24 protein-coding genes and 1 pseudogene are annotated in these 17,346 nt (G+C 69.0%); 7 read left to right on the top strand and 18 right to left on the bottom strand.

Going from position 1 to position 17,346, the window contains the following annotated elements; genetic code table 11:
- Positions 1–4: 4 nt before the first annotated feature.
- Positions 5–469, bottom strand: coding sequence for an HIRAN domain-containing protein (locus OHL10_RS18745; RefSeq protein WP_425499035.1), 465 nt, complete (start codon positions 467–469; stop codon positions 5–7).
- Positions 470–520: 51 nt separating this feature from the next.
- Positions 521–700 (bottom strand): hypothetical protein, encoded by a 180-nt coding sequence (locus tag OHL10_RS17965; RefSeq protein WP_265523621.1) that lies wholly within the window; start codon positions 698–700, stop codon positions 521–523.
- A 201-nt stretch (positions 701–901) separates the two neighbouring features.
- Between OHL10_RS17965 and OHL10_RS17960 the strand changes: the two genes are divergently transcribed.
- Positions 902–1,243: a hypothetical protein gene (locus OHL10_RS17960; RefSeq protein WP_265523620.1), complete on the top strand. Its 342-nt coding sequence runs from the start codon at positions 902–904 to the stop codon at positions 1,241–1,243.
- 553 nt (positions 1,244–1,796) lie between these two features.
- On the opposite strand, the gene OHL10_RS17955 is transcribed toward OHL10_RS17960, so the two are convergent.
- A complete protein-coding gene (locus OHL10_RS17955) occupies positions 1,797–2,204 on the bottom strand; it encodes a hypothetical protein (protein ID WP_265523619.1) in 408 nt (135 codons plus the stop codon).
- A 38-nt stretch (positions 2,205–2,242) separates the two neighbouring features.
- Between OHL10_RS17955 and OHL10_RS18695 the strand changes: the two are divergent.
- Positions 2,243–2,374: pseudogene (locus OHL10_RS18695) on the top strand (IS3-like element ISAar24 family transposase); the annotation flags it as partial.
- A 95-nt stretch (positions 2,375–2,469) separates the two neighbouring features.
- Here the strand turns inward: OHL10_RS18695 and OHL10_RS17950 are convergent.
- The 3 genes from OHL10_RS17950 to OHL10_RS17940 form a co-directional block, all read right to left on the bottom strand.
- Positions 2,470–2,640: a hypothetical protein gene (locus OHL10_RS17950; protein ID WP_265523618.1), complete on the bottom strand. Its 171-nt coding sequence runs from the start codon at positions 2,638–2,640 to the stop codon at positions 2,470–2,472.
- A 266-nt stretch (positions 2,641–2,906) separates the two neighbouring features.
- Complete coding sequence (locus OHL10_RS17945; RefSeq protein WP_265523617.1) at positions 2,907–3,548, bottom strand: NAD(P)-dependent oxidoreductase; 642 nt, start codon at positions 3,546–3,548, stop codon at positions 2,907–2,909.
- Between the two features lie 68 nt (positions 3,549–3,616).
- Complete coding sequence (locus OHL10_RS17940) at positions 3,617–4,468, bottom strand: NmrA family NAD(P)-binding protein (protein ID WP_265523616.1); 852 nt, start codon at positions 4,466–4,468, stop codon at positions 3,617–3,619.
- 59 nt (positions 4,469–4,527) lie between these two features.
- Between OHL10_RS17940 and OHL10_RS17935 the strand changes: the two genes are divergently transcribed.
- The 3 genes from OHL10_RS17935 to OHL10_RS17925 all read left to right on the top strand — a co-directional run bounded on the left by OHL10_RS17935 (position 4,528) and on the right by OHL10_RS17925 (position 6,848).
- Complete coding sequence (locus OHL10_RS17935) at positions 4,528–5,016, top strand: MarR family winged helix-turn-helix transcriptional regulator (protein WP_265523615.1); 489 nt, start codon at positions 4,528–4,530, stop codon at positions 5,014–5,016.
- A gap of 507 nt (positions 5,017–5,523) precedes the next feature.
- Complete coding sequence (locus OHL10_RS17930; RefSeq protein WP_265523614.1) at positions 5,524–6,210, top strand: PAS and ANTAR domain-containing protein; 687 nt, start codon at positions 5,524–5,526, stop codon at positions 6,208–6,210.
- Between the two features lie 158 nt (positions 6,211–6,368).
- Entirely contained in the window at positions 6,369–6,848 is a 480-nt protein-coding gene (locus OHL10_RS17925; RefSeq protein ID WP_265523613.1) for a DUF4291 family protein, read from the top strand.
- A gap of 19 nt (positions 6,849–6,867) precedes the next feature.
- Here the strand turns inward: OHL10_RS17925 and OHL10_RS17920 are convergent, their stop codons facing one another.
- Positions 6,868–7,368, bottom strand: coding sequence for a hypothetical protein (locus tag OHL10_RS17920; RefSeq protein ID WP_265523612.1), 501 nt, complete (start codon positions 7,366–7,368; stop codon positions 6,868–6,870).
- 524 nt (positions 7,369–7,892) lie between these two features.
- Here OHL10_RS17920 and OHL10_RS17915 point away from each other — a divergent pair.
- Positions 7,893–8,147: a hypothetical protein gene (locus tag OHL10_RS17915; RefSeq protein ID WP_265523611.1), complete on the top strand. Its 255-nt coding sequence runs from the start codon at positions 7,893–7,895 to the stop codon at positions 8,145–8,147.
- A gap of 85 nt (positions 8,148–8,232) precedes the next feature.
- Here OHL10_RS17915 and OHL10_RS17910 read toward each other — a convergent pair whose 3' ends face one another.
- The 11 genes from OHL10_RS17910 to OHL10_RS17860 all read right to left on the bottom strand — a co-directional run bounded on the left by OHL10_RS17910 (position 8,233) and on the right by OHL10_RS17860 (position 15,400).
- On the bottom strand, positions 8,233–8,571 hold the full coding sequence (locus OHL10_RS17910) for a hypothetical protein (protein ID WP_265523610.1): 339 nt from the start codon (positions 8,569–8,571) through the stop codon (positions 8,233–8,235).
- A 47-nt stretch (positions 8,572–8,618) separates the two neighbouring features.
- Positions 8,619–9,296 (bottom strand): TetR/AcrR family transcriptional regulator, encoded by a 678-nt coding sequence (locus OHL10_RS17905; protein WP_265523609.1) that lies wholly within the window; start codon positions 9,294–9,296, stop codon positions 8,619–8,621.
- The gene (locus OHL10_RS17900; protein WP_265523608.1) at positions 9,293–10,108 is read right to left on the bottom strand and encodes a tyrosine-protein phosphatase; all 816 of its coding nucleotides are present in this window, start codon (positions 10,106–10,108) and stop codon (positions 9,293–9,295) included. Before OHL10_RS17900 ends, OHL10_RS17905 begins: the two co-directional genes overlap by 4 nt.
- Positions 10,105–10,980 (bottom strand): phosphonate ABC transporter, permease protein PhnE, encoded by an 876-nt coding sequence (gene phnE / locus OHL10_RS17895; protein WP_265523607.1) that lies wholly within the window; start codon positions 10,978–10,980, stop codon positions 10,105–10,107. The genes OHL10_RS17900 and phnE overlap by 4 nt, the downstream gene beginning before the upstream one ends.
- Positions 10,961–11,776, bottom strand: coding sequence for a phosphonate ABC transporter ATP-binding protein (gene phnC, locus OHL10_RS17890; RefSeq protein ID WP_265523606.1), 816 nt, complete (start codon positions 11,774–11,776; stop codon positions 10,961–10,963). The genes phnE and phnC overlap by 20 nt, the downstream gene beginning before the upstream one ends.
- A 13-nt stretch (positions 11,777–11,789) precedes the next feature.
- Positions 11,790–12,710, bottom strand: coding sequence for a phosphate/phosphite/phosphonate ABC transporter substrate-binding protein (gene phnD, locus OHL10_RS17885; RefSeq protein ID WP_265523605.1), 921 nt, complete (start codon positions 12,708–12,710; stop codon positions 11,790–11,792).
- Positions 12,711–12,823: 113 nt separating this feature from the next.
- Positions 12,824–13,219 carry a hypothetical protein gene (locus OHL10_RS17880; RefSeq protein WP_265523604.1) on the bottom strand — a complete coding sequence of 132 codons (396 nt, stop codon included), beginning with the start codon at positions 13,217–13,219 and terminating at the stop codon, positions 12,824–12,826.
- A 29-nt stretch (positions 13,220–13,248) separates the two neighbouring features.
- Complete coding sequence (locus OHL10_RS17875; RefSeq protein ID WP_265523603.1) at positions 13,249–13,731, bottom strand: DUF1269 domain-containing protein; 483 nt, start codon at positions 13,729–13,731, stop codon at positions 13,249–13,251.
- Between the two features lie 29 nt (positions 13,732–13,760).
- Positions 13,761–14,168, bottom strand: coding sequence for a DUF7144 family membrane protein (locus OHL10_RS17870; protein WP_265523602.1), 408 nt, complete (start codon positions 14,166–14,168; stop codon positions 13,761–13,763).
- 45 nt (positions 14,169–14,213) lie between these two features.
- The gene (locus tag OHL10_RS17865; protein ID WP_265523601.1) at positions 14,214–14,885 is read right to left on the bottom strand and encodes a GAP family protein; all 672 of its coding nucleotides are present in this window, start codon (positions 14,883–14,885) and stop codon (positions 14,214–14,216) included.
- 17 nt (positions 14,886–14,902) lie between these two features.
- Positions 14,903–15,400 carry a DUF1269 domain-containing protein gene (locus OHL10_RS17860; RefSeq protein WP_265523600.1) on the bottom strand — a complete coding sequence of 166 codons (498 nt, stop codon included), beginning with the start codon at positions 15,398–15,400 and terminating at the stop codon, positions 14,903–14,905.
- A gap of 173 nt (positions 15,401–15,573) precedes the next feature.
- Here OHL10_RS17860 and OHL10_RS17855 point away from each other — a divergent pair, with 173 nt between their 5' ends.
- The gene (locus OHL10_RS17855; protein WP_265523599.1) at positions 15,574–17,346 is read left to right on the top strand and encodes a SulP family inorganic anion transporter; all 1,773 of its coding nucleotides are present in this window, start codon (positions 15,574–15,576) and stop codon (positions 17,344–17,346) included.

Raw genomic sequence — 17,346 nt, 5'->3', positions numbered from 1 at the left:
GATCTCATGGTCGAGAGGACTGACCAGGTCTCGCGACCGCTTGAGCTGCCAAGCGCGCGACGCTTGCGGGTCCTGGGCGTCCTCGGTCGAGACGCGTCCGTAGAAGGCGAGCTTCATGCGTGGGGTGCCCATTCTCTATGCCGCTGCCGGCACCGCTGACGCGGAAGGCGTCGGCATCCATCAGCGTGACTGGACAGATGCTCGCGGCACGCGCTCGAGGTAGATAGCCAACTCGGCTACCGCGGCCATAGACGGCGACTGCGCTCGAGTCGGTCTCGTTGTCCGGTTCACACACCAGGAGGTACTCGGTTCCACCGTACCGACGGCGTTCGTCATCGGTCACGCAGTAGGCGGTTCCGGTGATGCGCAGGCGCAGCGAGTCCAGGTCGGACAGGTCGATGACGTGCAAGGCGGAGGGTTCGAGTTTGCGCGGCCGTATCGCGTCGGGACTTGACGAGGGGTTGCGCATCCGGTCCACCACGCGGTCAACCTTCTGCGGCTTCAACCCGGCCGCTTCGGCTCATATTGTCAGGACGTCGGCCGGCACAGCGTCGGGGAACTCGACGATCAGCTCGCGGGCGAGCCGTGCTGGCGTGACTCGCTCGACGCGGGACGCAGGAGGAGTCGCGGTCGCGGACTGGGCTTCGGGCCTACCGAGCTTGGCGGTCAACGCATGCCGGATCTTCTCGAACGTCCCCATCTGCCTGATCGTATCCCGCACGTTGTGTTCCGCGGATACGCCCTGGGGTGGTGTCGAACTACCCACCGCAGTTCCACACCCCAACGGCGCCTCGCGCCTTCAAGGGACTCTAGTCAGTGTCAGATACCTGTTTGCCTGGTGCGTCCGAGCGGTAGAGTCACGCCGCCACGCACCCGCTTGCGCACGACACGGAGGACTCCAATGGCGCAGGCCCGCGAGCTAAACAAGTTCAACCACGTCATCGGTGTCTGCCTGGTGCTGGCGCTGATCGGATCGGTCTGGAGCATGGCCGAGGACTTCCGCTACCGGCAGTCCTCCGAGGCCTACATCTCCCAGCTCGAGCAGGAGAACGGCGACCTGCGCGCGAACGTCGGTGCCACGACGAGCGAGCTGGTGCAGATCCGCCAGGAACTGGAGAGCGCGGGCGCTGACCTGGAGGCAGCGAACGCAGAGGTGGTCCGCCTGCAGGGTGAAGTCACCGCCGACTCCGAGTGCCTGGAAAGGGTCGCGAGCCTACGATGGTGCACGAGCGTCATCCCCTGACCTAGAGCCGTCGGAACGCGTCTACGCGTCCTGACCCATCGTCCGCCTCGTGACCTGGACGAGCGCGTCCTGCGCAGAGGCGAACGCGGCCCACCGGACGGCGGACTCCGCCTGTGCAACACGCTCTTAGGCAGCTCCTGCCCAACGTGCGACCGCCGTACGCTCGGCCGTCGTCAAGGAACCAGCTGCGGTTCCCCACTCCGTGCAGGTCCCCGCGTCCGGATCCCAGAACACGTCGACCTTCTCAGGACCGGCACCGACCGGAGCACGAGGTGGCCGAGGTTGCCGAGGTTGCCGTACTCGACTTCGACGGCCGACTCGGGCACCCCGCCGGCCACGGCGGCACCGGGTCGTAGTGATCCTCAGGAAGCGTGAAGTCCTGACCGCGAGTCGACACGACCATCTGCAGCCGCCCGTCAGGCCCGAGCTCGCCCGGACGGGCCGCGAGCCGCTCGAACAGATCGACTCGGTGGGACGGCTTCATCGCGCCGATCGACTCGAGCACCCCGTCCACCGACTTCAGCTCGCCGACCTCACGCTCCTCGCAGGCGTCCTAGTAGGACTCCCAGTCACGGGCCGACCACCCGAACACGTCGGCGACCGTGTCGACGTCGTCCCCGTCGTACTCGGACGGGTCGACGTCGACCAGGACTTCGTCGGAGGTCGCCACCAGCATCTGCCCGTCAGCGACGACCCGAACCACCCGGCCGGCGGAGATCTCTAGGTCCAGGACACGGCCCCGCAGCCACTGCCCGTCCCTCCGCACCGCGGCCCCGCTCGTGCCGGGCGGGACCATGCCCGGGTGAGGTGGGGCGGGGAAGATCCCGCCGACCAGAGGCCGATCGTCACCGTCGCCGCGCAGGGCGTTCAGCCCGCCCTCGGCCTCAGTCGTGCCCTTCGTCGCGAACCGGCCTGTGGACTCGCGCGGGTGCACGGTCTCGTCAAACGTCCTCGTGTCCATGCTGGGGTTGTTGACGGGCGAACACGGCCGTGATTACGGAGCTCCTGGACCGACGCCGCTGGCGCACCCGCCTGGAGCTCGCGAACGGGATCATCGAGTATCTCGAGATCTTCCACAACCGCCAACGGCGGAATTCCTCACTCGGCCGACTCACACCCGTATCGCTCTAGAACACAGCGACGATCACCGTGGCCTAGATTCCAGCAACCCGGCTCCACGAAAGCCGGGGTACTCCAGGGCCTCCACTGAACCTGGGCTGCGACAGCTACACCCGGTCGCGGAACTCTCCTGTTGCGACGAGCCTGCTGCCTTCGAAGAGTTCGACAGACTTGAGGAGTGCAAACGCCTCCCCGACCCAGTCAGGGAACATCACGCGGATGTGCACCTCGACAGTCTCGCCGAGTTGGAACTGCGCCTGCCCCGAGTCGTCCTCCACGATGCAAGATGTCTGGAGCTCTCCCAGTCTGATTTGTGAACGCACTCCCGACGAAGGGGCAGTTGGCCGCCCACCCTCTTCCGGCGTGAGGAATCTAATGCGCGCGGGGCGCACATCGATGCGGCTAGAAGTCATGATTGATCTCCCTTAACCCGGCGTGGAACGCATCACTCTGGCCGCCCGGCTGAACTGTGCATCCGCTGCGGCCTCCGGACCCACGGCTTAGGTCTCAGACCCAAGACGGGGCGGACGCCCCCGCTCTGCAGTCAGCGTCGTGGGGTGGCGACGAACGGCGCAGTGCAGGGGTACAGGTCGCGCTCGACGACGTCGAGAAGGAAGGCAGCGAGGTCTGCCCGGGTGATCGATGTGGAGCGGGTGGATCGGTGGGCGTCGTGCTCGAGTGGCTTGTCCGAGGGTGGTCCGTCGACAAGGCGCGGCGGGCGCACGAGTGTCCAGTTCAGGCCGGACGCCGCCCAGATGGCGTATTCGGCGGGCTTGTCCTTGACGATGTCCCCGCCCAGTGTCCGGATGAGCCAGCTGATTGCCTTGTCCTTCGGTGCCTTGAGGTCGCCCGGGACGTCGATCCCGGCTCCGCTGACGCCGACGAACCGGCGCGGGCCGGTGGTCGACATGACGTCGACGAAAGCGCGGGCCGTTCGCGTGTGGAGGTCCGGCTGCTTGCCCGTCGGTCCCAGCGCGGACACGACGGCGTCCGCGCCTGAGAGCAGGTCGGCGATCGCCTCGGGGTCGGTCGAGTCGCCGACCACTGCTCGGACGTGGTCACGCGCCGTTCCCGGGAGCCGGTCCGGATCTCTTACGAGGACCGTGACGTCATGCCCCCTCTCAAGTGCTGTGGTGAGGGTGTGGCGGCCGGTGCGGCCGGTCGCTGCGACGAGTGCGAGCTTCACGAGTGGTTCCTTCGGAGGGGAAGACGAGGGTTCGGCGCCGATGCGCCGCCCAGGGCAATGGCGCGTTGTCAGGTGGTGGGGCGCCAGAGGGCGCGTTCGCGGCGGGCGAAGTCGACGAAGTCGATCGGGTCCCGGCCCAGGACGGTGCGAACCTCGTTGGTAAGGCCCGCCGCCATACCGAGACGGGCGGTGGTGTAGATCGCGGTGGTGACGATGACCATGCCCCACGGCATGCCAAGCACGCTGCGGGCGTGCCGGGCGTAGCGCCAGATGCTCGCGTGCCGGTACCGAATCGGGCGACCGAGTTCAACGGTGAGGATCGCCGCGATCTCGTCGTAGGTCAGGGCACGTGGTCCCGTAACCGTCCAGGCACGGTCCGCATGCGCCGCGGGGTCCATCAGGGCAGCCGCCGCCACGGCGCCCACGTCCTCAGCGTCGACGAACGCCGTGGCACCTCTTCCGGCGGGTACCAGGATCTCGTCGCGGTCACGGATGTCCGTGAGATGGGTGGTCGATAGGTTCTGATGGAAGAAGGACGCTCGCACGAAGGTCCACGTCATGTCGGACGAGCGCAGCCACTTCTCGACCTTCGCGTGCGGGACGACCTTGTTCTTATCGGCACCTTGCAAGGAGAGGAAGACGACGTGCCTCACACCGGCCTCTCGCGCCGCGGCGACGGCTGGTAACAGGTCCCGTGTCACGTTCCCGATCGCCGGAGGGCGAACGAGGAAGAGGGAATGGACGCCCTCGAACGCACCCGCCCAGGTGGCTGGATCGGTGAAGTCGAAAACGACCGTGTCACCGTGCCCGGCAGGACTGTGGCGGTCTGCCCGGCGATGATCGACGCCCGCCGCTGTGAGGATACGCACGACCGCCGCGCCGACGTTGCCGCTCGCGCCGGTCACCAGGATCGTCGACATGCCCCACCCACTCCCGAAGTATGCGCCATACATGCGATCGCTGTATGTAGAGTACATGCATGGATGTCGACGGACAATCGGACCTTGCGCAGCTCGACCGGGCGCTCGTGCGGCTTCGGCGCTTCTTCGAGGCCCCGGCCGTGCTCGACGACGACGGTGCCTCCGTTGAGCTGTCGACGCTGCTCGTGCTCGACGCCGTCACCTGCGCGCCCACGGCGGCGGAGAAGTGGACCGTGCGCGACGTCGCCCGCCAGCTCGACGTCGCGCACTCGACGGCGAGCAGGTTCGTGACCCGGGCCGAGCGGGCAGGGGCGGTGAAACGTGGCGCCTCTGGCACTGATCGGCGCGAGACCGTCGTGGAAGCCACGGAAGCAGGACGAGCACTCGCCGAGCGCGCGGCGCACTTCCGCCTCGCCCGCCTCGAGGGGATCACCGGCACCTGGGAACCACGTGACGTCGCGGCACTGGCCGCACTCCTCGACCGGTTCGCGATCGACAACATCGCCGCCGATCCTGATCGGCGCGGGATCGCGCAGCGCGACGCGTAGCGGGCCGTCAACCGGCGCTACTCTCTGGCTGGCGGTCGCTCCTTGCTGGTCACTCACGATGCACAGACGGTGCCCCGCCCAACATCCCTGGCCCGGATGCTGCGCTGATCCTTGTCGTGACATTCGTTCGATCAGGAGGGACCAGAGTGTCCAAACAGGCGTGGTTGGAACGGCGCTTCTGCGACCAGTGTCCAGACGTCCTCGACGTCCAGATGCATGTCCACGCGCCGGAGGCGCCCGGAGAGGGGCACGTCACGGCCGCCGTCGGGTACGACGCCGCGGGTCACGAGTTCCACTGCCCGGGGGTGAGCGTGGCGCTGCTCTTTGACTGCCGCCCCACCCCGCCACGGGCCGTGCGGGGGTCGTGGCGGTGCCGACATCGGCTCTTCCCACGTTGGTGGGGATGAAGGGGCTTGCCACTCAGAAGCCGCTGTGCTCTGGAGAAGGGCGGTCTTCGTGGGTACGGTTTATGGCACGGAACGAGTCAGGCAGTCGGCTCACGCGTCCTTGAACCCTGAGGAGTCGTCCCGTCATGTCGATCGAAGACCGCGCTGTCACGGCGCCTGCAGCAGCGCGCGAACAGCAAACACGACGGATCAGCAGGTCACCGGTCGATGGCGGTTCGACCTGGTCACCGAGCAGTGGTGGTGGTCGGAGGAGACCTTCCACATTCACGGCTTCGAACCGCACGAGGTCGTGCCCACAACGGAGCTCGTGCTTGCGCACAAGCACCCCTCGGACCGCGAGCGGTTCCGCGAGGTGTTCGAGGCGGCGAAAGTCTCGGGTGCCCCGTTCCACAGCGTCCACCGCATCATGGACGCCCGCGGGCAGGAACGGGTCATGACCCTGGTCGGCCAGGGCCGCCTGGATCCCGCCACCGGTGAGGTCGTCGAACTCATGGGGTACTTCATCGACACCACCCTCCCTCTGGCTCAGCGCGCTGAGGCATTAGCCGGCAAGCACATCCGCGCCGCAGCCGCCCATCGGGGGGCGATCGAACAGGCCAAAGGCATCTTGACCCTCACCCACGGGCTGACGATCGCGGAGACCTTCCAGCTCCTTCGCGCCATCTCGAACCAGCACAACGTCCCCGTGCGCGACCTCGCGGCCCGCGTGGTGACCCTGGGGCGCATCCTGCCCGTGGACGAGCACCGCCGCCACGCCGTCGACGAGTTCCTGCGCAACCCCGTTTAGGCTCGCTCTCCAGACGTGGACGTATCCTTGGCCCCGAGGGGGGCAAGACCGACCTACCGCCGCGGCGCGTCGGGCACGCCGACAGCGCCGCTCACCAGCCCGGGCCGCCGACGACGCTGCCCACCTCTACTTACCGGCCGATCGACGCGACCTCGCTGGTGGGCACCGTCGTGGGTGGCGACGAGGGCGGGCGGCTCGCCTGCACAAGACGTCCCGCCCACCTCTCACGCTCGCTCTCGCGCACCAAGCTCGGTCAGGAGCACATCCTGGCCATCCGGATCGCCCGCACCGGGTTCGAGGAAGACCTCGCCTCCACATCCCTGAGCCACTACGACGACTCTGTCTACTCCAGTCCCGAGCAATGGCGAGCACGCAAGCAAGCCAGCCTCGTCCGTGTCCAGTGGGACCCCGAGCGCGACCTCCACCTCGAACCGCTGCCCTGGCGCTCACTCCAGGTCGGACTCTCCGGCTCCGTCGTGACGCAGTACCTGCACGACTGGATCGTCAGCATCGACGACATCACCGAACGGGCGCAGCTGCTGCGCACCGCCGCGGTCGCAGACCCGTCCCTTCTCCCCGCGGAGTGCCCCTACCCGTTGCCCGACCAGATCGCCCAGGCCGTCGGCGCGAGCCGCTGACCTGGCAGATCCGCACCGGTCAGTTCGACAGCTCGACGGAATCAGCACCGGCGGCCTGGAGCAGCCAGACCAGGGCCTCAAGAGAAGCGGGCCAGCCATCGACCAGCGCCAGCACTCTCCGGCCATCGAATGCCCACCAGCGCCATGGCCGCGTGTGCGAGTCGACGGCAGCAAGCCAGTCCTCGAGCATCCACCCAAGTTCTGCCTCGGCTTGCGCCTTTCCGGCACGATCAAGCGTGCGCCAGCGGGCCAGCCACCTCTCCCGTTCATCCGCCGTCTGCGGAGCAGAACATGCTCCGACGAACCACCCCGGCAACCTCTGAGCCCACTCCGAGTCGCCGGGGCTCAGACCGTCTTCGCCGCCCTCGATCACCGCCGCTAACACGGCCCGGGCGCGCTCCACCACCACGTCGGGACTGTCAGCGCCGACAATCAACTCCTCGACCAGGCCCGGTGCTGGCCCAGATGGAACACCGACCCCAGCGCGCAAGCGCTCCATCTCCTCACGGCCCGTCAGCATCGACCACTCCCAGGGATGATCGCGCAACCCAAGCCCGCGAACTCAGATTGAGCCAGACCAGTGATCTGTCCGTACGCGCGATATCGACCTGCTGGATCGGCGCTCGGCCTGACCACGTCGGACGTCGACAGGTTCCGCCGGCTCCTCATCTGAGGCCGAGCACGAACGACAAGAGGCCCCGTCGTGTGGACGACGAGGCCTCTCGATCCGCTGTCTCATTCGGATCCCGCCGACGCTCTCGCGCCGGAAGCATGGTCCGAGTCTACCGGTCGCCGGAAGCATCGTCCGAGTCTACCGGCCCCCACCGAAGGCGGGCCCCTCCCCCGGTCGTGACACTAGGTGAACCATGAAGGTGCGCGCCGAAGCTGAGCTCGTGCCTGGCTTCGGCACCCTGCCGACGACCTGCCGTGATGACAACGCGCTGCCCCGCTGGGCAGGTAGGGTCCACGTGGAGGATCCGGGAGACCGCACCACAAGGCGGTCCTCACCGGGCGCCTGAACCGAGAGACGGGACGCATGGAGCAGTGACTCACAAACGACTCGTCTGGCTCGCGGTCATGAGCATCCCGGCCCTTGTCGCAGTCGGCGCTGCCGTCTACGCCCTCGTCGTGCTCATCACCCAGGGCCCCGCTGCGGAGGTCTGGGTACCGACCCGGGGAAGCGACGGCGGCACCTCCTCGTGGATCGGCGTCATCTTCTACGTCGTCGCGGCGGTCCTGGGGTTCAGCATCAGCTGGGTGATGTCGAAGCAGGCGGAAACGGGCAAGAGCGCGGAGTGAGGCACAGCGTGCGCCCGCACCCACGCGGAACTCCGGGTCGGCGGAACTGGCTGTCACGTTCGACAGCGTTGCTTCTCGAGCCGCCTCAGATCCCCGTCGGAAAGAACTCGAGGTCCCCGGTCGGCATGTCGTCCACCGTGACGACCTGGCACCGCACCGATCCCGTGTCGGTCTGGCCCGCGTCGACGACGTCGCGATCCATCACGATCTCGGACCATCTCCAGGGACGGGGGACGTCGAGCTCGATGTCGAACACGCCCCCGGCACGGACCGCGGCAGCACCTCGCCACGTACCGACGAGTCGACCCGTATCGGTGTCCACCGTCAGGCCCGCCTGATCGACCTCGGCATCGTTGAGCGCTACCGCCCACATCAGCACAGCCCTTCGCAGGAGAGTGCGAACCACGAGGTACGTGTGGTTCACCACTCAGCAGTGTGGTCGAGAAGACGCGGAGGCGCGACACCCCCTCGTCAAGGCATAGTCCAGGGCTCGGTGACCGTGGTCCGCTGCCGGCGTGATGGCGACGTGTCCACCGACATCCCCCGCCATGCGGTCTGGACGGCAGTTCTGCACCTGGCCATCGTCTGCGGGTCGTCGAACCGCGCTCCGCGCACGACGTACTGGTAGTAGAAGACGCCGTTGATGAGGTCGATGCAGGCGTCGATGTCGATGTCGGGCCGGAGGATCCCGCGGGAGATGCCGGTTCGCAGGACGTCGACCAGCGCGGTGCGGCGAACGGCGACGTGCGAGCGCCAGTACGCCTGCGCGAGGGTGCTGTTGGACATCGCCAGGCGGATCCGCAGGCGGAAGCGCTCTTCCGGGAAGTGCTGGCCCGCGGCCTGTGGGGTCGGAGCGAACGCGGCCAGGAGGTTCTCGAGCAGGTCGCCGTCGAGCGGGATCCGGTACGGCTCGCGGCCGTGGTCGAGGGCGGCGGCGGCGAGGTCGGTCATGCTGGGCCACCGCCGGTAGATGGCTGCGCGGCTCACCCCGCTCTGCTCGACGACCCTGCTGACGGTGATCTCCTCGCCCCGGTCGATCAGCTCGACCGCGGCGGCGACGATCCGGGCGTCGTGGCCCTGGGCACGGGGACGCCCGGGGCCACGGCGAGTGCTCACGGCCCCGGGGTCCTCGTCGGAGGTGGGTGTCATGCCGCCGGCACGTCGTTCGCCGGACCGTCGACCGCCCGCTGCCGCAGCCGTGCGACCAGGTGGTCGGTGAGCCCGGCCCCTCTCAGCGGCCCGAGCGGATCGCCGTGCCGCGCGGTGAGCGCCGCGAACAGCTCACGCATCGGCGCGTCGGAGAACTCCGACCGGACCGCGGCACGGGCCGCTTCGTCGAGGTCAAACCCGAGCCGCTGCATCAGCGGGGCCATGAGCGGCGCGATCCGCGCCATGATCGCGGTGGAGTTCTCGCCCGTGCGGGCGTAGTCCGCGATGATGCCCTCGCGGTCGGCGCCGAGCGCCAGCAGCAGGGACGCCGCGAGGACGCCGGTCCGGTCCTGCCCTGCGGCGCAGTGGAACGCGACGGTCCCCGGCGCGTACGCGATGATCGCGAGCGCCATGACGATCTGCTCGGCTGCTCCCTCGTAGATGCGCAGGTACAGCGGGCCGAACCGGCTCTGGTCGATCAGGTCGCCGGGGTCGACGTCGGGCGCGCCGGCCGCCTGACCGATGCTCACCATCAACGGCACGTGGTGGTAGGTCACGCCCGGGTGCGTGCCGAGCGGGCCACGACCGGTGAGCTCGACCTCGTCGGCGGAGCGGAGGTCGATGACGGCGCGCAGGCCGTCGGTGACGAGCCTGTGCGCGTCGTCGGTGGTGACGATCGCGAGGTCGTCGGCGCGCAGCGCGAATCCCTGGCGCACGGTTCCCCCGGGGACGTGGATGCCCCCGAGGTCGCGGAGGTTGACGGGCGCGCTGAGCACGAGGTCGGGAGCGGTGGGAGTGTCGATGACGGTCATGTGATCCTCTTCCGGATGATGGCGCTGGCCTGGTCGATGAGCGTGACCAGCACGATGATGCAGATGACGATCGCGGACAGGTGCCCGTAGTCGTACATCTTCATGGCGGTGGTGAGTTCCAGGCCGATGCCTCCGGCGCCGACCATGCCGAGGATCGTGGCGCCGCGGACGTTGCCCTCGAACAGGAGCAGCGTGTAGGAGACGAGCAGCGGCCCGGCCTGCGGCAGGACGCCGTACTGGACCACCTGACGTCTGGACGCACCGGCAGCCTGGATGGCGGTGACGGGACCGGTGTCGACGGCTTCCATGGCCTCGGCGAAGACCTTGCCGATCGAACCGATGGAGCCGATGGTCATCGCGAGGATCCCGGCGAACGGGCCGAGGCCCACGGCGGAGACGAACATCAGCGCGAAGACCAGGTCGGGCAGGGAGCGGATGACGTTCATGACCCAGCGGGTCGGGTAGTAGAGCCACCTCGGTGCGATGTTCGACGAGGCCCCGAACGCCACGACGAGGGACAGCACCGCGCCGAGGACGGTCCCGACGATCGCCATCTGGAGGGTCTCGACGAGGAGCTCGACGATCACGTCGAGCTTGTCCCACGTGGGCGGGAACATGCGCGAGAGGAAGTCGCCCATGTTGACCGCGCCCTCGCCCAGCTTGAGGAAGTCGAACTCGGCGCCGACGAACGACCAGACGAGCAGCACGAGCGCCATCGGCACACCGAGCAGGAAGCGGGCGCGGGGCACCCGGAACGCGGACTCGAGCCGCTCCCGCTCGCGCGGGTCGAGCTGCGGCTGGACGACCGGTCCGCTACGGCGCGGTGCGCGTCCCGGGACCTGCCGCGGTCTGTCAGGCGACGTGGTCGTCATCACGGTCTCCGTCCTCGTCGTCCCGCGCGTAGAGCAGGTCGAGGCCCGCGGCGTCGAGATCGTGGGTCGGGGCACAGACGAGCACCTCACCGTGACGCAGCCCGACGATGCGGTCGGAGTGCGCCAGCGCGAGCGGGAGCTCGTGCAGGCTGACGAGCACGGGGATGCCGTCCTCGCGGGCGATCTCGTGCAGGAGGTCCATCACCGAGTGCGACATCCGCGGGTCGAGCGACGCGACCGGTTCGTCGGCGAGGATGAGCTGTGGTCGTTGCATCAGGGCGCGTGCGATCGCTACGCGCTGCTGCTGCCCGCCCGAGAGCGTCCGGGCCTGCTCGGTCGCCTTGTGCGCGATCCCGACCCGGTCGAGCCGCTCGAGGGCGTGCTTGCGGTGCGCACTGGTGAACCGGCCGCTCAGGTTGATCGGCCCCGCGTCGTGCAACGCACCGGTCAGGACGTTGGTGAGCACGCTGAGCCGGCCGACGAGGTTGAACTGCTGGAAGACCTGCCCGACGGATGCCCGCACGGTGCGCAGCTGCCCTCGTCGCAGGTTCGTCAGGTCATAGCCGCTGACGCGCACCTGCCCGGCGTCGATCGGTGCGAACCCGGTCAAGCACTTCATGAGCGTCGACTTGCCGGAGCCCGAGGACCCCAGGAGCGCGACCAGCTCGCCGGGGAACAGGTCGAGGTCGACGCCGTCGAGCACAAGAGGTCCGTCGCCGTAGGCGACCTTCAGCCCTCGCACCGAGACGAGCGGGAGGCGTGCAGCACTCACCTCGCCCGTCGCCGGGCTGGTCATGGTCCGCACCGGCTCAGCCCAGGTCGGAGATGTCGACGTCGGCGACGGCGGCGATCTCGACGAACGGACGGAAGATCTCGGCGTCCGGCTCGAGGATCGGCTCCGTGCCCTGCATCGCCTGCATCATCGCGCCGAGCGCCTCGGCGTTGTCCTCGACGAAGACGTTCGGCACGGCGTCCAGCAGGAGCTCGCGCTTGTCCTCGGCGAGGTCCTGGTCCGCGAGGACCGTGACCGCCACCGGCATCGAGGCGCTCTCGCCGATCGAGCGGGTCTCGCCCTCGTCGAACGGGAACATGCCGTTGTCCATGCCTGCCATCGTCGGCATGATCGTCGACGTGCAGGCCACGTCGACCTGTCCCTCCTTCAGGGCGATGAAGCTCATGTCGTGCCCGCCCGAGAACGTCGACGCGTAGTCGACGTCCTTCTCCAGGCCGGCGTCGTGCAGCATCGCCACCGGCATGAAGTAGCCGGAGCTCGACGCCGGGTCGGCGAACGCGACGACCGTCTCCGGGGTGAGGTCCTCCAGGGTCTGCAGGGGCGAGTCGTCGAGCACCAGGCAGGTGGAGACGGGTTCATCGTTGCCCGGCCAGGCGACGAGGGAGTCGACCTCGCCGGTGCTGACCGCGAGCGCGGACGGGAACCCGCTCATGAAGCCGATGTCCACGTGGTGGTTGCGCAGCGCCTCCACGACCGCCGTGTAGTCCGGCACGTCGACGATCTCGACCTGACGACCCGTCTCCTGCTCGACGAGCTCGGCGAAGGCCTCGATCGGGTTCTCCGCCGTCGGGTCGTCCCCCAGGGGCGTCGTCGCGAACGTGATCGGGGCGTCCGGGTCGGCGGTCGTCTCGGACGCGGACGAGCTCGAGCAACCGGCGAGGACGACGGCGGCGCCCAGGCCGAGCAGGCACAGACCGGGGAGGGTGTTGGCGCGCATGCGCGTTCCTTTCGGGAGGTCCGGGCGTGGCCCGGAGGGGGTATCGCGACTGGCGATACCGAAATGACACCCTCCGAAGGTGACGGCGAATTACGAGACCGCTGTACCTGAAATCAAAGACTGGGTGAACACCTGGCGGTGGCCTCGACGCCCGTGACGTGCTCCGAGATGCGGTCGACGAGGACGACGAACACGACGGCAGCTCCCGCGACGAGCGCGGCGAACGCCGTCTGCTGGACGCCCCAGCCGCTGGGGAGGATGCGGTCGACGACGACCCACGTCGCGAGCGCGACGGCCATGACCAGCACGGGGTGGGTCCCGGGAGCGCCACGGCGAGCGCGAGCAGGACGGTCGAGTCGGCGACGAACGGCACGAGACTCCGACGCCTGCCCAGCGGCGCGAGCCAGACCGTCGGCCGCGATCACGACGGCGAGCGCGGTGCCGCCGAGCAGCACCGCGCCGCGTGACAGCAGCCAGTAGACGAAGAGCCGGACGACCGGTCCTCCCACCGCAGCACTCCCTGGAACGCGAGGAAGCGTCAGCCGAAGGTCTCGAGCAGCGCGCTGCGCTCGGCCTCCGTGAGGTTCGTCGCGACGAGCGTACCGGCCACGCCGTGGAACCGTTCGCCCACCGTGTCGAGGTCGCCGTCCTCGGTCACGACGAAGAGTGCGGACGACCCCGGCGTGATGCCCTCACGGATCCGATCGAGCTGGTCGGCATCGATACCGACGGCAGCCATGGCCTTGGACGACGCACCGATGGCGGCGCCGGCAGCCGCTCCCAGCACCGGGACGAGGAACAGCGACCCGAGCAGGAGACCCCAGAAGGAGCCCCATCCGGTACCGCGCCAGGTGTCCTCGTGCTTGTGGCGCGTCGTCGGCTTGGCCGCGCCCTCGGGCCAGCTCACGACCGCCGAGTCGATGATGCGTACAGCACCCTCGGCCGCGACGTCGTGCAGGATGGTCGACGCCGTGTCGGCGCCGCCCGGCGAGTCGAACTTCCAGACGGTGAACGTTGCCATGATCTCCTCCAGGTCAGATGCTGGGCGCGTCAGTGCGCGGCCCGTTCGGCCTCGTCACCGTGGACGACGAGCGCCCACAGGACGAAGATGTCGAGCACGATCGTGACGAGCGACCACCAGGGCGTGACCTGCAGCGTCGTGAACTGCGCGAGCGCGTTGAGGACCACGAGGACGATCGCGACCATGCGCGCCCACCCCTTGCCCGCGAAGAGGGCGAAGGCCGTCAGCACGAGCAGGACGCCGATGACGAGGTGGATCCATCCCCACGTCGACACGTCGAGGACGACGATCCCCTCGTCCGTCACCCCGACGAGGCTGTTCGGGGAGAAGACCGCGACCAGACCGCTGATGGCGTTGAAGAATCCGACGGTCAGCAGGACGACGCCGGCGAACCAGACCCATCCGACCCACACGGTGACCTGCGACGAACGTGGCATAGCAGTCCTCCAAGGACCTCGATCCGACACGACGATGGTGCGGCGTCAGAGCACGGTGAGTCCGTCACCGAGCATCTTCGACCCGAGCACGAGCAGCAGGACGGCCATGATGACCGCGTTGTGGTGGATCATCCACGTCTTGAGCTCGTCGAGCATCACGCCCGCTCGCTGCCCCATGAACACGTAGATGAAGATCGGTGTCGCGACCCCGAGGCTCGCGATGATCGCGAACACGATCGCGGCGACGACCTGGACGGTCGTGTCCCCCGCGGCAGCGGAAGCGATGGCGGTGCCGCCCGAGACCACGAGGAGCAGGTTCTTCGGGTTGACCGCGCCCAGGAGAACGGCGAGACCAGCAGCCTTGACCGGGGTGAAGGCGTCGATCGCCGACATCCAGGTCGGGGCGGGCGGCTCCACGCCGTCTCGCGGCCGGCCTCGCCACTGCTTCACGGCGAGCAGAAGCAGCAGGAGCCCGAGGACGATCTTCGTGATCGCCACCCAGGTGGCGGTGCCGGCCTCGCCCGAGGCGGCGGAGCCGGCGATCGTCGCGACGACGAGAGTCACCGCCCCCACCGCCACGAACCACCCGGCGAGGAAGGCGAACGCGTTCGCCTTCGCTCGACCGCTGACGAGCATGAGGACGACGGCGACGATCGGCAGCGGGCTGACGAGCACGCCCACCGCGACGGGGAGGGATGATCCGATCGCTGCTCCCATCATCGTCTCCTCGGCGCTCAGACGCTCTCGTCGAAGGCCGCGCGCAGCTTGGCCTCTTCGTCCTCGGAGAGGTTGGTCTGGATCAGCTGGCCGTCGAAGCCCTCGGCCTGCAGCGCGTCGTGCACACGGTCGAGAACGCCGCCGGACGTCAGCACGAAGAGGGCCGAGGTGCCCGGGGTGACCTTGCTGCGGACCGAGTCGATGAAGTCGTCGTCGATCCCGACGTCCGCCAGGGCGCCACCGAGCGCTCCGGACGCAGCACCGATCGCCGCGCCCAGGAGCGGGACGAAGAAGAGGAGACCGAAGAGGAGGCCCCAGAAGGTTCCGCCGAGCGCGCCGGCAGCCGTCGTGCTGTTCGCCTGGCGGGTCTTCGGCTTCTTCTTGCCCTCTTCCCAGGACACGGTCGCTGCGTCCTGGACCTGGATGAGCTCCTGCTTCTGCAGCCTGAAGAGGGCGTCCTCAGCCTGCTGAGCCCCGTCGGGGGTCTCGAACTTCCACACGGTCAGCGTTGCCATGTTCGTCCCTTCTCCGTTGCCGTCGCTCGGCGCAACCGCACGAGCCGCTTCGAAACTAGCCGCCCTCGCCCGGGTGCGCGCGTCGAGAGTGAGCCGGGTCGCTCCGCTGGCGGTCCGCCGGATTCACGAGATGATCTGTTCCGGGGGACTCCCCGAACGAGCGGAGGCGAACGTTGTCCGGACCCGGCAAGGTCGTCCGTCCTGCGGGCGAGGCTCCACAGCCGTCGAGCAGTCGAGGCACGCGCACCACACCGCTCCTGTTCGGCTCTCTGCGCGGCTACCAGCGGGGCTGGCTCAGGAGCGACCTGATCGCGGGTCTCACGGTCTGGGCCGTGCTCGTCCCGGAATCGCTCGCGTACGCCACGATCGCCGGGGTCTCCCCCGTGGTCGGCCTGTACGCCGCGGCGCCCTCGCTCGTCCTCTACACCGTGTTCGGTAGCTCGCGGCACCTCGTCGTCGGCCCGATGTCCGCGACCGCGGCACTGTCTGCGGGTGTCGTCGCCCTGTACGCCCCGGGCGACCCCGCCGTCTTCACGGCACTGACGACGGCGGTCGCGCTGGTGACCGGCGTGCTGTGCCTGGTCGCGGGGATCGCGCGACTCGGCTTCATCGCGTCGTTCATCTCCGAACCCGTCCTCAAGGGCTTCATCGTCGGGATGGCGCTCGTCATCATCATCGGCCAGGTCCCGGCCTTTCTCGGCGTCGAGAAGGGCGAGGGGAACTTCTTCGAGAAGGCATGGGCGATCCTCGCCCAGCTCGGCACGACGAGCCTGCCGACCGCCGCCCTCGGCGTCGTCACGCTCGCCGCGCTGCTCGCGATCCGCCGCTGGGCGCCGAAGGTGCCCGGGTCGCTCGTCGCCGTCGCGGTCGGGATCGTCGCGATCCTGGTGCTCTCGCTCGACGACGAGGGTGTCGCGATCGTCGGGCCGATCGACGCGGGACTGCCTGCTCTCGGCCTACCCGACGTGTCCTGGGGGGACTACACGTCGCTCCTCGGCCCGTGCGCCGGCGTGATGCTCGTGGGGTTCGCCGAGGCGCTCGGTGCGGCCAAGGCGTACGCGGCCCGCGAGGGGTACGACATCGACCCGAACCGCGAGCTGATCGGTATGGGTGCCGCGAATCTCGGTTCCGGTCTCGCGTCGGGGATGGTCGTGAACGGCAGCCTCTCCAAGACGGCCGTCAACGGCGGGGCCGGCGCCAAGAGCCAGGTCTCGGGTCTCACGGCCGCCGTGCTCACCGTCCTCACGCTCCTCTTCCTCACACCGGTCTTCGAGTCGCTGCCCGAGGCGACCCTCGCTGCCGTGGTCATCGCCGCGGTGATCGAGCTCGTCGACGTGCGGTCGTTGCGCCGTCTGTACGGCTTGCAGACCCCGACGATGCGCCGCCTCTACGGCAACGCCGCACGCCACGACTTCTACGCCGCGGCCGCGACGACGCTCGGTGTCCTGGTCTTCGACACCCTGCCGGGTCTCGTCATCGGCGTCCTGCTGTCCCTGTTCCTGCTGCTCTCCCGAGCATCCCGGCCGCACGTCGCACTCCTCGCGCGCACCACCGACGGACGGTGGGTCGACGCCGAGCGCCGGGCCGCGCTCGGCGCAGACGGCGGCACGTCGATCCCGGGCGTGCTGGTGGTGCGCGTCGAGTCCGGGTTGTTCTTCGCCAACGCCGACACGGTACGCAGCCGGGTACGGGACATGGTCGCGGACGGACGCCCGCACCTCGTGGTGCTCGACACCGAGACCGTGCCGTTCGTCGACGTCGATGCCGCGGGGATGCTGGCGACCCTCCGCACGGACCTCGCCCGGCAGGGCGCCACGCTCGTCCTCGCCCGCAACGTCGGCCAGGTGCGGGACGAGCTGCGGTCCGCCGTCGCCGCAGACGAGAGACCCGAGATCTACCCCGACGTCGAGAGCGCGATCGCCGCGCACCGCGGGGCGGAGGGCTGA

The sequence above is a fragment of the Oerskovia flava genome (assembly GCF_026163685.1).
Classification (GTDB): Bacteria; Actinomycetota; Actinomycetes; order Actinomycetales; family Cellulomonadaceae; genus Oerskovia_A; species Oerskovia_A flava.
The sequence above is the reverse complement of the archived record's forward strand: the minus strand, read 5'-3'. Positions and strand labels throughout refer to the sequence as shown.

What these genes read in the sequence shown, in the direction of transcription:
- OHL10_RS18745 (WP_425499035.1), bottom strand. Translation starts at nt 469, where the DNA reads ATGCGCAACCCCTCGTCAAGTCCCGACGCGATACGGCCGCGCAAACTC.
- OHL10_RS17965 (WP_265523621.1), bottom strand. Translation starts at nt 700, where the DNA reads ATGGGGACGTTCGAGAAGATCCGGCATGCGTTGACCGCCAAGCTCGGT.
- OHL10_RS17960 (WP_265523620.1), top strand. Translation starts at nt 902, where the DNA reads ATGGCGCAGGCCCGCGAGCTAAACAAGTTCAACCACGTCATCGGTGTC.
- OHL10_RS17955 (WP_265523619.1), bottom strand. Translation starts at nt 2,204, where the DNA reads ATGGACACGAGGACGTTTGACGAGACCGTGCACCCGCGCGAGTCCACA.
- OHL10_RS17940 (WP_265523616.1), bottom strand. Translation starts at nt 4,468, where the DNA reads ATGTCGACGATCCTGGTGACCGGCGCGAGCGGCAACGTCGGCGCGGCG.
- OHL10_RS17935 (WP_265523615.1), top strand. Translation starts at nt 4,528, where the DNA reads ATGGATGTCGACGGACAATCGGACCTTGCGCAGCTCGACCGGGCGCTC.
- OHL10_RS17920 (WP_265523612.1), bottom strand. Translation starts at nt 7,368, where the DNA reads ATGCTGACGGGCCGTGAGGAGATGGAGCGCTTGCGCGCTGGGGTCGGT.
- OHL10_RS17905 (WP_265523609.1), bottom strand. Translation starts at nt 9,296, where the DNA reads ATGACACCCACCTCCGACGAGGACCCCGGGGCCGTGAGCACTCGCCGT.
- OHL10_RS17900 (WP_265523608.1), bottom strand. Translation starts at nt 10,108, where the DNA reads ATGACCGTCATCGACACTCCCACCGCTCCCGACCTCGTGCTCAGCGCG.
- phnE (WP_265523607.1), bottom strand. Translation starts at nt 10,980, where the DNA reads ATGACGACCACGTCGCCTGACAGACCGCGGCAGGTCCCGGGACGCGCA.
- phnC (WP_265523606.1), bottom strand. Translation starts at nt 11,776, where the DNA reads ATGACCAGCCCGGCGACGGGCGAGGTGAGTGCTGCACGCCTCCCGCTC.
- phnD (WP_265523605.1), bottom strand. Translation starts at nt 12,710, where the DNA reads ATGCGCGCCAACACCCTCCCCGGTCTGTGCCTGCTCGGCCTGGGCGCC.
- OHL10_RS17875 (WP_265523603.1), bottom strand. Translation starts at nt 13,731, where the DNA reads ATGGCAACGTTCACCGTCTGGAAGTTCGACTCGCCGGGCGGCGCCGAC.
- OHL10_RS17870 (WP_265523602.1), bottom strand. Translation starts at nt 14,168, where the DNA reads ATGCCACGTTCGTCGCAGGTCACCGTGTGGGTCGGATGGGTCTGGTTC.
- OHL10_RS17865 (WP_265523601.1), bottom strand. Translation starts at nt 14,885, where the DNA reads ATGGGAGCAGCGATCGGATCATCCCTCCCCGTCGCGGTGGGCGTGCTC.
- OHL10_RS17860 (WP_265523600.1), bottom strand. Translation starts at nt 15,400, where the DNA reads ATGGCAACGCTGACCGTGTGGAAGTTCGAGACCCCCGACGGGGCTCAG.